Origin of the sequence: Microbacterium sp. USHLN186 (assembly GCF_037145155.1) — a bacterium.
Classification (GTDB): Bacteria; Actinomycetota; Actinomycetes; order Actinomycetales; family Microbacteriaceae; genus Microbacterium.
This window is the reverse complement of the sequence record NZ_JBBCYA010000002.1, coordinates 176,277-189,636: the sequence shown is the minus strand read 5'-3', so window position 1 is coordinate 189,636 and position 13,360 is coordinate 176,277. Positions and strand designations below refer to the sequence as shown.

Genomic DNA, 13,360 nt, shown 5'->3' with positions numbered 1-13,360 from the left:
GCACGAGAGTGACGCCCACCGTCACTCCCCCTCGACGCGCAGCACCGATACGACGCGCTCGACGACGTCACTTGCGGTGAGGCGGTCGACGGCGGCGCTCAGGGCGCTGTCGGTGGCGCGGTGGGTTCCGATGATGAGGCGCGCGCTCTCGCCCTCGCCGCCGTCTTCGGCGGGGATGACCGTCTGCACCAGGGTCGCCACCGAGACGTCGCCTTCGCTGAGCAGTCCGGCGATCGTGGCGAGGACGCCCGGCTCGTCGGACACCTCGAGCGTGATCTGGTAGCGGGTGAGCACGTGTCCGATCGAGACGATCGGCAGATTCGCCCGGGTGGACTCGCCCACGCCGGTGCCGCCGGCGATGTGCCGGCGCGCGGCCGAGACGACGTCGCCGAGGACGGCGGAGGCGGTCTGCACGCCACCCGCGCCCGCGCCGTAGAACATCAGCGATCCGGCGGCTTCCGCCTCGACGAAGACCGCGTTGTTCGGGCCGTGCACGGCGGCGAGCGGATGCGAGCGCGGCACCAGAGCCGGATAGACCCGCACCGAGATCGACTCCGACCCGGCCGCTGCGAGGCGCTCGCAGACGGCGAGCAGCTTGATGACGAAACCGGCGGCTCGTGCCTCCTCGATCATCGACGCGGTGATCGAGGTGATGCCCTCGCGATGCACGGCCTCGAGCGGAACGGCGGTGTGGAACGCGAGCGAAGCGAGGATCGCCGCCTTCTGGGCGGCGTCGTAGCCCTCGACATCCGCGGTGGGGTCGGCCTCCGCGTATCCCAGGCGCTGGGCGTCGGCGAGCACGTCGCTGAAATCGGCGCCCTCGCTGTCCATCCGATCCAGGATGTAGTTCGTGGTGCCGTTGACGATGCCCATGATGCGCACCACCCGGTCACCCGCGAGGGAGTCGCGCAGCGGGCGGATGATGGGGATCGCCCCGGCGGCTGCGGCCTCGTAGTAGACCGACGCGCCCACGCGTCCGGCGGCCTCGAAGACCTCGGATCCGTGAGTCGCCAGCAGGGCCTTGTTGGCGGTGACGACGTCGGCTCCGGATCCGAGCCCGAGCAGGATGTGAGAGCGGGCGGGCTCGATGCCGCCCATCAGCTCGACCACGATGTCGGCGCTGGTGATCAGCGCTTCGGCGTCGGTCGTGTACAGCTCGCGCGGCAGATCGACGTCCCGCGGGGCGTCGACGTCGCGCACGGCGATGCCGGCGAGCTCCAGCCGGGCCCCGGCGCGGTCGGCGAGCTCGTCGCCGTGTCGCAGCAGCAGGTCTGCCACCTGCGAGCCCACGGCGCCGGCGCCCAGCAGCGCCACGCGAAGTCGTCGGAAGTCAGTCATCTGCGCTCCTCAGCACGTTCGGATCAGGTTGTCGGATGCGGTGCGCGCGTCGCCGGGGTGGCGTGCGGCACTCACTGAGCGATGCCGGCGTCGCGGGCCAGCAGGTCGTCGATCGTCTCGCCGCGCACGATGACGCGGGAGGCCCCGTCGGCGACGGCGACGATCGGCGGGCGGGGCACGTGGTTGTAGTTGCTCGAGAGCGGTGCGCAGTACGCGCCGGTCGCCGCGACGGCGAGCAGATCGCCGGGTGCGAGATCGCCGGGAAGGTAGTCATGATCGACGACGATGTCGCCGGATTCGCAGTGCTTGCCCACGACCCGCACCAGCACGGGATCGGCGCTGCCGCTGCGCGAGGCCAGTCGAGCGGAGTACGCGGCTCCGTACAGCGCCGGCCGGGCGTTGTCGCTCATTCCGCCGTCCACGCTGACATAGCGCCGGGTGGCGTTCTCGAGTGCGACGTCCTTGGTCGTGCCGATCTCGTACAGGGTGATGCCGGCATTGCCGACGATCGCCCGTCCGGGCTCGAAGGCCAGCGCGGGCACGCGAGTGCCGCGAGCCGCGCAGCCCTCGGCCACGGCCGAGACGATGCCCTCGGCGAGCTCGCCGATCGGCGTCGGGTCATCCGCGCGCGTGTAGGCGATCCCGAACCCGCCGCCGAGGTTCAGCTGGGGCACGTCGCCGCCCGCCAGCAGCTGCTGGTGCAGGTCCAGCACGCGCGAGGCCGATTCGCGGAAGCCTGCCACGCCGAAGATCTGCGAGCCGATGTGACAGTGCAGACCGACGAAGACGAGTCCCTCGATCTCACGGATGCGGGCCACTGCAGCCGCAGCGCGATCGAGCGGGAAGCCGAACTTCTGGTCCTCATGCGCGGTGGCGAGGAAGTCGTGCGTCTCGGCGTGCACGCCGCTGTTCACCCGCAGCATGACGCGCTGCTCGGCATCCGTGCGCGACACGATCGCCGCGAGGCGCTCGATCTCGATGTCACTGTCGATGACGATGGTCCCCACGCCGACAGCGACCGCGCGCTCGAGTTCGGCGACGGACTTGTTGTTGCCGTGGAAGCCCAGCTGCGCAGCATCCGCTCCCCCGGCCAGCGCCACCTCGAGCTCCCCGCCGGTGCAGACGTCGACGTTGAGTCCTTCCGCCAGCACCCAGCGCACGATCGACGTGTTCAGCAGGGCCTTTCCGGCGTAGTAGATGCGCACGCTCGTGCCGTGCGCCTGCGCGGCGCGCTCGAACGCTGCGCGCAGCTGGGAGGCCCGCCGGCGCACCTCGGTCTCGTCGAGCACCTGCAGCGGCGTGCCGTACGTGCGCGCCAACTCGCCCGCCGAGACGCCGCCGACGACCAGCTCGCCACCGTCGCCACGGTGCGCCGAGTGAGGCCACACGCCCTCGACGAGATCGTTCGCGTCATCGGGCACGCGCAGCCATCCGGGCGCAGGCGAGGAATCAGAGGAATGCACGGGGCACCAATCGTGTCGCGGGGTCTCGGGCGATCGCCGCACGGCGAGGTCGCCCCCGATTCTATGGCACCCCCGCGGCGCGCCCCGCCATGATCACGGCGGGGTGGCTAGGGTGAAGAGGATGGACGAGCAGACCAGTTCCGCACCGGACTCCGCATCCCATTCCAGCGAACACGGATGGTTCGCGCGCACCTCTGCGGCGGTGGTCCGGACGCTGCTGCGCTGGCGCATCGTGCGCGCCGCGCTGCTCTACGCGGGACGCCGTGGCCCCATGCTCGCCGATGCGGTCACCTACCGGGCGCTGTTCAGCGTGTTCGCCGCCGTGCTGCTGGGCTTCTCGGCGGCGGCGCTGTGGCTGTCGCAGGACGCCGTCGCGTGGAACGCGGTCGTGTCTGCGGTGGACGCGGCCGTGCCCGGACTGATCGCCACGGACGGCGGCAAGGGCGTCGTCGACCTGAACGACATCCCTCCGCCCTCCGGGCTGTCGGTCGCGGGAGTGATCTCGCTGGTCGGGCTCATCGGCGCGGCGCTGGGTGCGATCGGATCGCTGCGCAACGCGGTGCGCACGATCGCCGGCACCGAATCGGCCGACGTCGCCTTCTACCTGGTGCTGCTGCGCAATATCCTGCTCGCCCTGATCATCGGCGGCATCTTCGTGGGCGCGGCCGCTCTCACCTTCGCGGGTCAGTTCCTGGTGGAGTGGGTCGCCGAGCTGCTCGGGCTGCAGGCCGACGGCGTCGCGGTGTTCTGGACGGTGCGGCTGCTGTCGCTCGTCGTGGTCTTCGCCCTGAACGCCGTGCTCATCGCGGCGGTGTTCCGGATGCTGTCCGGGGTGCGCGCCTCGGCGCGAGCGCTCTGGAGCGGGGCGCTCGTCGGCGCGGCGGCGCTGCTGGTGCTGCAGGAGCTGTCGGGACTGTTCGTCGGCGGCGCGAAGTCGAACCCGCTGCTCGGGTCGTTCGCCTCGCTGCTGGCCCTGCTGCTGTGGCTCAATCTCTCCACACAGGTGATCCTGCTGGCGAGTGCGCTGATCGTCATCGGTCAGCGAGAGCAGAGCGACCGGGTTGCCGAGCGCTTCGGCGCGAGCACGCTGCCCGAGTTCTCGCTGCGCCTGGCCGAGGACGACGTGCGCGCCGCCACGGCAGCGCTGCGCGCGGCGCAGAAGGCCGCGGCGCCCGCCCAACCCGACTCCTGACCCGGCCGGCCGCATCCAAGCTGGTCCCCTGAGCCCGTCGAAGTGCGCCGCAAGCTGGTCCCCTGAGCCTGTCGAAGGGCCACTAGTCCGAAGACTGCGGGGCCTTGACCGCTGCTTGCGAGAGCTGCGGAAGGTCGTCGAATCGTCCCTCGATCAGCGCGAGCTTCTTCCGGCGGCTCCACCCGTGCACTTGCCGCTCTCGGGCATAAGCATCGGCGACGGAGGCATAGTCTTCCGCGTACACAAGCCGCACGGGACGGCGCCGTCGGGTGAACGCCGCCCCGTGAACGTCGTCGTGATTGTGCTCCCAGACGCGGGCGGCAACATCGCCGTTCGTACTTCCCGTGTAGTAGGCGCCGTCCGCGCACTCGACGATGTACATCCATGGCATCCGACAATCTTCGCGCTTCGCGCATTGCCATGGCGCGTCTGTGAATAAGTCACACGCCCGTCGACAGGCGCACGGAAGGAAGAAGGGACAGGCCCTTCGACAGGCTCAGGGACCCAGGATTCGGCAGGCTCAGGGAAGCAAGAAGCAACAGGCCCTTCGGCAGGCTCAGGGACCCAGGATTCGACAGGGACAGGCCCTTCGACAGGCTCAGGGAGCCAGGATTGACGGGCTCCGGGAACCAAGAGGCGAGGAGACCGGCTGGTCAGGGGCGGGGGCAGGTGCCGTTCTCGAGCAGCGCGGGATCGACCGCGATGCGCCCGTCGGCTGAGATGTCCGCCACGGCTGTGCTGCCCTCGATGCGCAGGCCGGTGAGGGTGATCCCCGCGGGCAGCCGGTCGGCGATGCAGATGCGCTGCGGCTGAGCGAGCTGGGCGGCCGGGCCGCCGACCATCGACGACAGCGCCTGCAGGTCGACCTCCGTGCCGTTCACGCTCAGCGAGACGGGCGTGAGCAGCAGATCGCCGCCCTTCGCCCCCGGGGTGACGGTGACACCCACCGGGATCTCGCTGCCGAACAGCGGGATGCGCCCCTCCAGCGTCGCGTTCGGCTCCTGCAGCGAGAGTGAGTTCACCGGCAGCGCCGACGCCTCGAGGAGCGAGGAGAACTGCTTCTCGTCGATCGAGACGGTGCCCTTCGCCGACCCGAGCGCTCCGCCGTTCACCGGGACCTCGGTCGCAGTGACGCGTGCGGCTCCGGTGATGCCACCCAGCGTCACATCGTCGGATGCCAGGTGCACCTCGTCGAGCTCGCCGGAGAGCAGCTGCGGCAGCATCATGCCGGGCGTCTCGACATCCAGGGGCTGATCCGGCGGCAGATCGAGTTGCGAGATCACGAGTGAGCGCACGGTGTTCGGCACGATGATGCGCGCGGCGACCTCGGCGCCGACCGCGAGCACGGCCAGCACGACGACGATGACGAGCAGCACCCACGGCCAGCGGGCGCGATGCCGCGCCGGCGTTGGTGCGCCCGCCGTGCTCACATGCGCTCCGGAGCCGAGACGCCGAGCAAGTCCAGGCCGTTGCGCAGCACCTGACCGGTGGCGTCGTTCAGCCACAGACGCGTGCGGTGCACGGTCTCGATCGGCGCATCGCCCTGCGGAATGACGCGGCAGTTGTCGTACCAGCGGTGGTACAGCCCGGCGAGCTCCTCGAGGTAGCGCGCCACCCGGTGCGGCTCACGCACCTGCGCGGCGAACGCGACCAGGCGCGGGAACTCCTGCAGCGCCCCGAGCAGCGCACTCTCGGTCTCGTGGGTGAGCAGCTCGGGAGCGAACTCCGAGCGGTCCACCCCGCTGTCACCGGCATTGCGCGCGACGTTGTGCGTGCGCGCGTGGGCGTACTGCACGTAGAACACCGGGTTGTCGTTGGTGCGCTTCTGCAGCAGCTCCGGATCGAGGTCCAGCGGCGAATCGGCGGGCGAGCGCTCCAGCGCGTAGCGCAGTGCGTCGGTGCCGATCCAGGCGCGCAGGTCGTCCATCTCGATGATGTTGCCCGCGCGCTTGGACAGCCGCGCCCCGCGGACCGAGACGAGCTGGCCGATCAGCACCTGGATGTTGCGTTCGGGATCCTCTCCGGCAGCACCCGCGATCGCCTTCAGGCGGTGCACGTAGCCGTGGTGGTCGGCGCCCAGCAGGTAGATCTTGTTCTCGAACCCGCGGTCGCTCTTGTTCAGGTAGTAGGCGGCGTCCGCGGCGAAGTAGGTGTACTCGCCGTTCGAGCGGCGGATGACGCGGTCCTTGTCGTCGCCGAAGTCGGTGGTGCGCACCCACACCGCACCGTCCTCATCGAAGACATGGCCCTGCGCGCGCAGCCGGTCGACCGCCTGATCCACGAGGCTGGGTCCGGCATCCGGCGCCGCGGCGTGCAGTGAGCGCTCCGAGAACCACACGTCGAACGGCACGTTGAACGCCGCCAGCGACTGCTTGATCTCGTCGAGCTGATACGCGTACGCCTGATCACGCGCGACGACCAGCTGCTCCGCCTCGGGCAGCTCCAGCAGACCGGGGTGCGCGGCCAGGACGCGCTGCGACAGCTCGGCGATGTACTCGCCGGGATAGCCACCTTCGGGCGTGGGCCGCCCCGCGGCCGCGGCGAGCACCGAGAGCGCGAAGCGCTCCATCTGCGCGCCGGCATCGTTGATGTAGTACTCACGCACGGCGTTCGCGCCGCTCGCCAGCAGCAGGCGCACGATGGAGTCACCGAGCGCGGCCCAGCGGGTGTGTCCGATGTGCAGCGGGCCCACCGGGTTCGCCGAGACGAACTCGACGTTCACCGAGATGCCCGCCTGGGAGTCGTTCGTGCCGTACGCGCTGCCCTGCTCCACGATGGTGCGCGCGAGCGCCCCGGCCGCGCCGGCTTCGAGACGGATGTTGATGAAGCCGGGTCCGGCGACCTCGACGCCGGCGATGCCCTCGGTCGCATTCAGCCCGTCGGCGATCTGCTGCGCGAGTTCGCGCGGGACGGCGCCGAGGCGCTTGGCCAGGCGCATCGCGATGTTCGTCGACCAGTCCCCGTGATCGCGATTGCGGGGTCGGTCGAGGACGATGTCGGATGCCGAGATCGTGGCCTCCTCACCGGGTCGCCGCTCCGCCGCGATCGGAGTGAGAACGGCGAGGACGGCGGTGGAGAGGGCTTCAGGGTTCATAGACCTCCGATTCTACGGCCCCCTGGTGTCCCCGCCGGATCGGCGCTCAGCGGAAGGCGCTGACAGTGCGGGTGAGCGTGGCGAGTGTCGCGTCGTCGGCAGCGCCGCCGGCGACGCGGACAGCCAGCACGGCCGCACCTATCGCGCCGTCGTCGACCGATTTCAGCTCGAGCCCGTCGAGCGCATCCCCGAGCCGTACGAGGAACGCCTCGCGCAGCGCACCCGATCGCGCCAGCACGCTGCCGCCGATGACGACCGGTCCTGGCCCTGCCAGCACGGCCGTGAGAGTGTCGGCGAGATGCTCGCCGGCCTCGACCAGGATGCGCCGCGCGACGGCGTCCTCCTCGTCGAACGCGTACGGTGCGAGCCCCGCCAGGGAGATCGGCGGCGTCGCATAGAGACGGCCGACGAGCTCCTCGAGGTCCTGTCGGCGCCCGTCGCGCACCTCGGCGTCGCGCGCCACGCCGCAGTGAGTCAGCACGCGGTCGGTGAGCGCAGTGGCGGGCCCCGTGCCGTCGAGGTCCTGCACCGCGGCCTGCGCTATCTTCCGGCCGATCCAGAACCCGCTCCCCCGGTCGCCGAGCAGCCAGCCGAGCCCGTCACCGGCGTCGACGATCCGCCCCTGCTGCACGCGGATGACACAGGCGCCGGTTCCGGAGACCAGGGCGTAGCCGGAGTCGGATGCCGACGCGCTGAAGTACGTCGCGAGCAGGTCGGATTCAAACCGAAGCGTACCGGCGAAGCCCTCGGCGACCAGGCGATCCATCAGCCAGCCGCTGCCACCCGAGGCGCGCATGCCGGCCATCGCGGGCACGATGACCGACACATCCGCGAGTGCGGCTCCGCTGGGCGCCAGCGCCGCACGCACGGCGGCGAGCACGCCGTCGGCGGCCAGGTCGGCGCCGGCCGAGATCGGATTGCCCCGACCTGCCACGCCATAGCCCAGGCAGCGGCCCGAGGCATCGGTCAGCAGCGCCCGAGTCGAGGTCCCGCCGGCATCGACGCCGACGAGAAGCGGTTCGTGACTCATTTGTGATCGTGTCCTGTTTGACGTTTTCGTCGCCTGAGAATAGTTTTCATTGCACGGGGATGGCGGGGCTTGCTCACCTCCCCGGCGAGGAGCTGGAGGCAATGGTGCCACGTACCCGGGACATCGGCAACGATCGGACGATCGCGCGACGAATCGCGGATCGCCGTCGGGCGATGCCGTCTGCGATGAGCAAGATCGCCGACGTGGTGACCGAGCATCCCGCAGCGCCGGTCGAGCTGACCATCACCGAGCTCGCCGATCGCGCGGGGACGTCGGCCGCGACCGTGACCCGGTTCTGCCGGGCACTCGGGTTCGACGGATACACCCAGTTCCGCGTCGGTGTGGCGTCCGAGATCGGCCGCGGCGACGCCGATGAGAGCTGGCTGGCCGACATGGGACACGAGTTCGGCGCGTCCGACGAACCCGGCAAGGTGCTGCACACCCTGGTCTCGCTGCACGTGGAGAGCCTGCAGAGCACGGCGGCCCGACTCGATCTGGATGCGGTGCTGCGCGTGGCGGATGCCATCACCGCGAGTCGGCACGTCGACATCTACGGCGTCGGCGGCAGCGGCGTGATGGCGCGCGAGTTCCAGGGCCGGCTGTACCGCATCGGAGTGAACGCGCACAGCTGGTCGGACGTGCACGAGGGCCTCACCAGCGCGGTGCTGCAAAACCAGTCCTCGGTCGCGATCGGCATCTCGAGCACCGGGCGCACCGAGGAGACCGTGCAGATGCTGTCGCAGGCGCACGCGGCGGGCGCGTTCAGCGTGGCGATCACCTACGACGCGGACTCCGCGCTGGCGGCACTCGCCGACGTCTCGCTCGCCACCGCCGAGCCGACCGAGTACCTGCGCCCCGACGACCTCTCGGTCAAGCACTCGCAGCTGCTGGTGCTCGATCTGCTGTACCTGCTGGTCGCGCAGCAGTCGTTCGGGGTGGCATCCACCCGCCTCGCGGCCAGCGCCATGGCCGTCGCCCCGCACCGCCGACCCGTGCGGGCGCCGAAGACCTCAGCCCCCATCCAGGAGAACCGATGACCGCGACACCCACCGCCCTGCTGCACGAGGCCACCCGACGTCTCGAGCGCATCGCGAGCGACGCCGAAGCCGGCGCTCTCGACGACGCCGTCGCGCTGCTGGTGTCCGCCGTGGACGCCGGCGGCGTGCTGCAGGCCTTCGGCACCGGTCACTCCGAGGCGTTCGCGATGGAGATCGCCGGGCGTGCCGGCGGACTCATCCCGACCAACCGCTTCGCCCTGCGAGACATCGTGCTGCACGGCGAGCGCTCCGTCGACGTGCTCACCGGCGCCCTCGAGCGGGAGCCGTGGGTGGTCGACGAGCTGCTGGCCACCGTTCCGGTCGGCGAGCACGACGTCTTCCTCATCGCCTCGAACTCCGGTGTGAACGGGTCGATCGTCGGCACCGCCCTGTGGGCGAAGGAGCACGGGCATCCCGTCATCGCCGTGACCAGCCTCGAGCACACCGCTCGGGTGCAGCCCAAGCACCCCAGCGAGCGACGTCTGAGTGAGGTCGCCGACGTCGTCATCGACAATCTCGCCCCCTACGGGGACACCACACTGGAGCTGGGCGAGGGGGTGAGCGCCGGGGCGATCTCGTCGATGACCGCCGCGTTCATCGCACAGCTGCTCACGCTCGGCGTGGCGCGCACGATCACCGAGCGCGGCGAGACGCCGCCGATGTACATCTCCGCCAACATCCCCGGCGGCGATGAGCACAACTCCGTCCTCGAGGAGCGCTACGCGGGCCGCATCCGGCGCGGAGACTGACCCAGACCCACCGGGCCCGAGCTCGTCGACGGCCCTTTCCCCACCCGATCACGACAGAACGATCACAACCACAACGGAAGGTATAGAGATGGACCTCAACGAAGCATCCATCAGCCGTCGCAACCTGCTGCGCGGCGCGGCCGCCGCGGCGCTGCTGCTGCCGTTCGGCGCGACCCTCGCCTCGTGCGCCGCGCCCGGCGGCGGCGGCGGAGACGACAAGGGCCCGGCCGGTGAAGTCACCGCCGACAACCCGTTCGGCGTCGCAGCGAACTCGAAGGTCGACGCGGTCATCTTCAACGGCGGCTACGGCATCGACTACGTCGAGAACTCGGCGAAGCTGATGGAGAAGAACAAGGGTCTGGACGGCGTGACGGTGAAGGTCTCGCCGTCGACCAAGATCGCCACCGAGCTGCAGCCGCGGTTCGTCGGCGGCAACCCGCCGGACCTCATCGACAACTCGGGCGCGAACTCGATCGGATGGAACACCATCCTCGACCAGCTCGAGGAGCTCGACGACGTGCTCGACGCGAAGAACAGCGACGGCGAGAAGATCAGCGACACGGTGTTCTCGGGTGTGAAGGACCCCGGCACGTTCGACGGCAAGTTCGTCGCGCTCAACTACGTGCTCACGGTCTACGGCATCTGGTACTCCTCGAGCCTGTTCGAGCAGAACGGGTGGTCGGCGCCCAAGAGCTGGCAGGACCTCAAGGCGCTCGGCGCGAAGGCCAAGGAGCAGGGCAAGTACCTCTTCCTGTGGGGCAAGGAGGCGGCGACCTACTACCAGACGATGGTGATCGACTCCGCCGTCGTCCAGGCCGGCGACGACGTGCGCCTGCCGCTGGAGAACCTCGCCGAGGACGCCTGGTCGCACCCCGTGCTGCAGGACATCCTGAACATCTTCTACGAGCTGATCCAGGCCGGCTACGTCAAGCCGGGCGGTTCGGGCACGCAGTTCACCGAAGCCCAGGCGCAGTGGAGCAACGGCCAGGAGGCCCTGCTGTACCCGTCGGGCTCGTGGATCGAGAACGAGATGAAGGACCAGACCGCCGACGGCTTCAAGATGAAGGGCATCTCGGAGCTGCCGCTGGACGGCAACCAGACCACGCCGGCGGGCACCGCGCGGGTCGAGGCCGGCGAGCCGTTCATCGTCCCCTCCAAGGCGAAGAACCCGGAGGGCGGCAAGGAGCTGCTGCGCACCATGCTGTCGAAGGAGGCCGCCACGAACTTCGCCAAGAGCAAGCTGGCTCCCACGGTCGTCAAGGACACCGTCCCCGCCGACGGCTTCGGCTCCACGGCGCTGGTCTCGCAGTCCGAGATCATCGACGCGGCCGACGGCAACGTCTTCACCATCAAGTCGACGAACCTGTACGGCATGAACAGCGACCAGCTGCCGATCTGGAACTCGTTCCTGGACGGCAAGATGGACGTCGCCACGCTCACCAAGCAGCTGCAGGCGCTGGTCGACAAGGTGCGGGAGGACGACTCCATCAAGAAGATCGAGATCAAGTGACCACTGCTCCCGGTGTCGACGCGGCGCTGGACACCGTCGCCGTGACGGCGGCCCGGGCGGGGCGGCGCAAGCCGCCCCGCCTCGGGCGGCGCCCGCTGACCCTCGACTACGTCTCCTTCCTGCTGGTGTTCCTCGGCCTGCCGGTCGCGGTGTTCCTGATCTTCGTGATCTCGCCGTTCGTGCAGGCCGTGTACTACGCGATGACGAACTGGACCGGCTTCTCGGCCGAGATGGACTTCATCGGCGTGAAGAACTTCGTCAAGCTCTTCAACGACGCGACGTTCATGCAGGCGATGGGCAACAACATCCTGCTGGCGATCGTGCTGCCGTTGATCACGCTCACGATCGCGCTCGTCTTCGCGAGCATGATCACCATCGGCGGTCCCAGCAGCGGCCAGGTGCGCGGGCTGCGCGCATCGAGCTTCTACCGCGTGGTGTCGTTCTTCCCCTACGTGATCCCGGCGATCGTGATCGGCATCCTGTGGAGCATGATCTACACGCCCAGCGGCCTGCTGAACGGCCTGCTCGGCGCTGTCGGCATCGATATGAACGACTTCGCGTGGCTCGGCGACGAGCGCACCGCGATGGGCGCATCCATCTTCGTGATGGCCTGGGGCATGATCGGCTTCTACATGGTGCTGTTCATCGCTGCGATCAAGGGCGTGCCCGCCGAGATCTACGAGGCCGCTCGTATCGACGGCGCCGGGCGGTTCCGCACGACGGTGTCGATCACGCTGCCGCTCATCCGCGACAACGTGCAGACCGCCTACATCTACCTCGGCATCATGGCCCTGGACGCGTACGTGTACATGGTCGCGCTGAACGCGACCGGCGGCCCGGGCAACAGCACGCTGGTGATGAGCCAGTACCTGTTCCGCACGGCCTTCGAGAAGGGCCAGTTCGGCCTCGCCAGCGCCATGGGCGTGGTGCTCGCCGTGATCACACTCATCTTCGCCGCTGCGGTGTTCCTCGTGAACCGCCTCACCGGCGGCAAGGACGACGGAGGCCGCGCATGAACGAGCAGACCCGCACCCTGGTCGCAGTCGACCCCGCGCGTGCGCGCCGTGAGCGTGCGCGCCGCGAGGGCGTGCCCGAGCGCAAGACCACCCTGACGCCCGGCGACCGCGTCGTCGGCGCGGTCTCGCACGTGGTGCTGACCATCTGGGCGATCGTGGTGATCCTGCCCATGCTCTGGACGCTGCTGAGCTCGTTCAAGGCCACGAAGGAGATCTTCGCGTCGCCGTTCGGCCTGCCCGCGCAGTGGAACTTCGACAACTACGTCTCCGCCTGGGGCAAGTACAACTTCGGCCAGATGTTCCTGAACACGGTGGTGGTCGTCGGCTCGGCGCTCGTCCTGGTCATGCTGCTCGGCGCGATGTGCGCGTATGTGCTGGCGCGCTTCTCGGTGCCCGGCAGCCGCGTGATCTACTACCTGATGCTGGCCGGTCTCACCTTCCCGGTGTTCCTCGCGATCGTGCCGCTGTTCTTCATCCTGCAGGGCATGGGACTGCTGAACACGCTGCCGGGTCTGATCATCACCTACGTCGCCTTCGCGCTGCCGTTCACGGTGTTCTTCCTGTTCTCGTTCTTCAAGTCGCTGCCGTACGAGATCCAGGAGGCCGCGTACGTCGACGGCGCAAGCGAGTGGCGCACGTTCTTCCAGGTGATGCTGCCGATGGCGAAGCCCGGCCTCGCGGCAGTGGCGATCCTGAACTTCCTCGGCCTGTGGAACCAGTTCCTGCTGCCGGTGGCGCTGAACACCGATCAGGCGAAATACGTGCTCTCGCAGGGCATGGCGGCGTTCGCGTCGGCGGCCGGGTACGCCGTGGACTTCGGGGCGCTGTTCGCCGCGGTGATCATCACGATCGCGCCGGTGCTGCTGGTGTACATCTTCTTCCAGCGTCAGCTGCAGGGTTCTGTCACCCAGGGCACGTCGAAGTAGCACCC

General features: G+C 69.4%; 12 protein-coding genes. 6 read left to right on the top strand and 6 right to left on the bottom strand.

Going from position 1 to position 13,360, the window contains the following annotated elements; all coding sequences use genetic code 11:
* Positions 1–21 precede the first annotated feature (21 nt).
* A complete protein-coding gene (locus WFG93_RS04910; RefSeq protein ID WP_336645211.1) occupies positions 22–1,338 on the bottom strand; it encodes a homoserine dehydrogenase in 1,317 nt (438 codons plus the stop codon).
* A 71-nt stretch (positions 1,339–1,409) separates the two neighbouring features.
* A complete protein-coding gene (lysA, locus tag WFG93_RS04905) occupies positions 1,410–2,759 on the bottom strand; it encodes a diaminopimelate decarboxylase (RefSeq protein ID WP_336645210.1) in 1,350 nt (449 codons plus the stop codon).
* A gap of 163 nt (positions 2,760–2,922) precedes the next feature.
* Here lysA and WFG93_RS04900 point away from each other — a divergent pair, with 163 nt between their 5' ends.
* The gene (locus tag WFG93_RS04900; protein WP_336645209.1) at positions 2,923–3,993 is read left to right on the top strand and encodes a YihY/virulence factor BrkB family protein; all 1,071 of its coding nucleotides are present in this window, start codon (positions 2,923–2,925) and stop codon (positions 3,991–3,993) included.
* A gap of 82 nt (positions 3,994–4,075) precedes the next feature.
* Here the strand turns inward: WFG93_RS04900 and WFG93_RS04895 are convergent, their stop codons facing one another.
* The 4 genes from WFG93_RS04895 to WFG93_RS04880 all read right to left on the bottom strand — a co-directional run bounded on the left by WFG93_RS04895 (position 4,076) and on the right by WFG93_RS04880 (position 8,117).
* Positions 4,076–4,375 carry a GIY-YIG nuclease family protein gene (locus WFG93_RS04895; RefSeq protein ID WP_336645208.1) on the bottom strand — a complete coding sequence of 100 codons (300 nt, stop codon included), beginning with the start codon at positions 4,373–4,375 and terminating at the stop codon, positions 4,076–4,078.
* A 271-nt stretch (positions 4,376–4,646) separates the two neighbouring features.
* Complete coding sequence (locus tag WFG93_RS04890; RefSeq protein ID WP_336645207.1) at positions 4,647–5,423, bottom strand: LmeA family phospholipid-binding protein; 777 nt, start codon at positions 5,421–5,423, stop codon at positions 4,647–4,649.
* Positions 5,420–7,087, bottom strand: coding sequence for an arginine--tRNA ligase (gene argS, locus WFG93_RS04885; protein ID WP_336645206.1), 1,668 nt, complete (start codon positions 7,085–7,087; stop codon positions 5,420–5,422). The genes WFG93_RS04890 and argS overlap by 4 nt, the downstream gene beginning before the upstream one ends.
* A 46-nt stretch (positions 7,088–7,133) precedes the next feature.
* Positions 7,134–8,117: an N-acetylglucosamine kinase gene (locus tag WFG93_RS04880; protein WP_336645205.1), complete on the bottom strand. Its 984-nt coding sequence runs from the start codon at positions 8,115–8,117 to the stop codon at positions 7,134–7,136.
* A gap of 101 nt (positions 8,118–8,218) precedes the next feature.
* Between WFG93_RS04880 and WFG93_RS04875 the strand changes: the two genes are divergently transcribed.
* The 5 genes from WFG93_RS04875 to WFG93_RS04855 all read left to right on the top strand — a co-directional run bounded on the left by WFG93_RS04875 (position 8,219) and on the right by WFG93_RS04855 (position 13,355).
* Positions 8,219–9,154, top strand: coding sequence for a MurR/RpiR family transcriptional regulator (locus WFG93_RS04875; RefSeq protein WP_442928231.1), 936 nt, complete (start codon positions 8,219–8,221; stop codon positions 9,152–9,154).
* Positions 9,151–9,903, top strand: coding sequence for an SIS domain-containing protein (locus WFG93_RS04870; RefSeq protein ID WP_336645203.1), 753 nt, complete (start codon positions 9,151–9,153; stop codon positions 9,901–9,903). Before WFG93_RS04875 ends, WFG93_RS04870 begins: the two co-directional genes overlap by 4 nt.
* Before the next feature lie 88 nt (positions 9,904–9,991).
* The gene (ngcE, locus tag WFG93_RS04865) at positions 9,992–11,413 is read left to right on the top strand and encodes an N-acetylglucosamine/diacetylchitobiose ABC transporter substrate-binding protein (RefSeq protein WP_336645202.1); all 1,422 of its coding nucleotides are present in this window, start codon (positions 9,992–9,994) and stop codon (positions 11,411–11,413) included.
* 26 nt (positions 11,414–11,439) lie between these two features.
* Positions 11,440–12,429: a carbohydrate ABC transporter permease gene (locus WFG93_RS04860; protein ID WP_336645697.1), complete on the top strand. Its 990-nt coding sequence runs from the start codon at positions 11,440–11,442 to the stop codon at positions 12,427–12,429.
* A complete protein-coding gene (locus WFG93_RS04855) occupies positions 12,426–13,355 on the top strand; it encodes a carbohydrate ABC transporter permease (RefSeq protein WP_336645201.1) in 930 nt (309 codons plus the stop codon). The genes WFG93_RS04860 and WFG93_RS04855 overlap by 4 nt, the downstream gene beginning before the upstream one ends.
* Positions 13,356–13,360: the final 5 nt, after the last annotated feature.

Excerpts from the sequence above, each read along its gene's own strand:
- WFG93_RS04910 (WP_336645211.1), bottom strand. The coding sequence starts at position 1,338 with ATGACTGACTTCCGACGACTTCGCGTGGCGCTGCTGGGCGCCGGCGCC.
- WFG93_RS04900 (WP_336645209.1), top strand. The coding sequence starts at position 2,923 with ATGGACGAGCAGACCAGTTCCGCACCGGACTCCGCATCCCATTCCAGC.
- WFG93_RS04895 (WP_336645208.1), bottom strand. The coding sequence starts at position 4,375 with ATGTACATCGTCGAGTGCGCGGACGGCGCCTACTACACGGGAAGTACG.
- argS (WP_336645206.1), bottom strand. The coding sequence starts at position 7,087 with ATGAACCCTGAAGCCCTCTCCACCGCCGTCCTCGCCGTTCTCACTCCG.
- WFG93_RS04880 (WP_336645205.1), bottom strand. The coding sequence starts at position 8,117 with ATGAGTCACGAACCGCTTCTCGTCGGCGTCGATGCCGGCGGGACCTCG.
- WFG93_RS04875 (WP_442928231.1), top strand. The coding sequence starts at position 8,219 with ATGGTGCCACGTACCCGGGACATCGGCAACGATCGGACGATCGCGCGA.
- WFG93_RS04870 (WP_336645203.1), top strand. The coding sequence starts at position 9,151 with ATGACCGCGACACCCACCGCCCTGCTGCACGAGGCCACCCGACGTCTC.
- ngcE (WP_336645202.1), top strand. The coding sequence starts at position 9,992 with ATGGACCTCAACGAAGCATCCATCAGCCGTCGCAACCTGCTGCGCGGC.
- WFG93_RS04855 (WP_336645201.1), top strand. The coding sequence starts at position 12,426 with ATGAACGAGCAGACCCGCACCCTGGTCGCAGTCGACCCCGCGCGTGCG.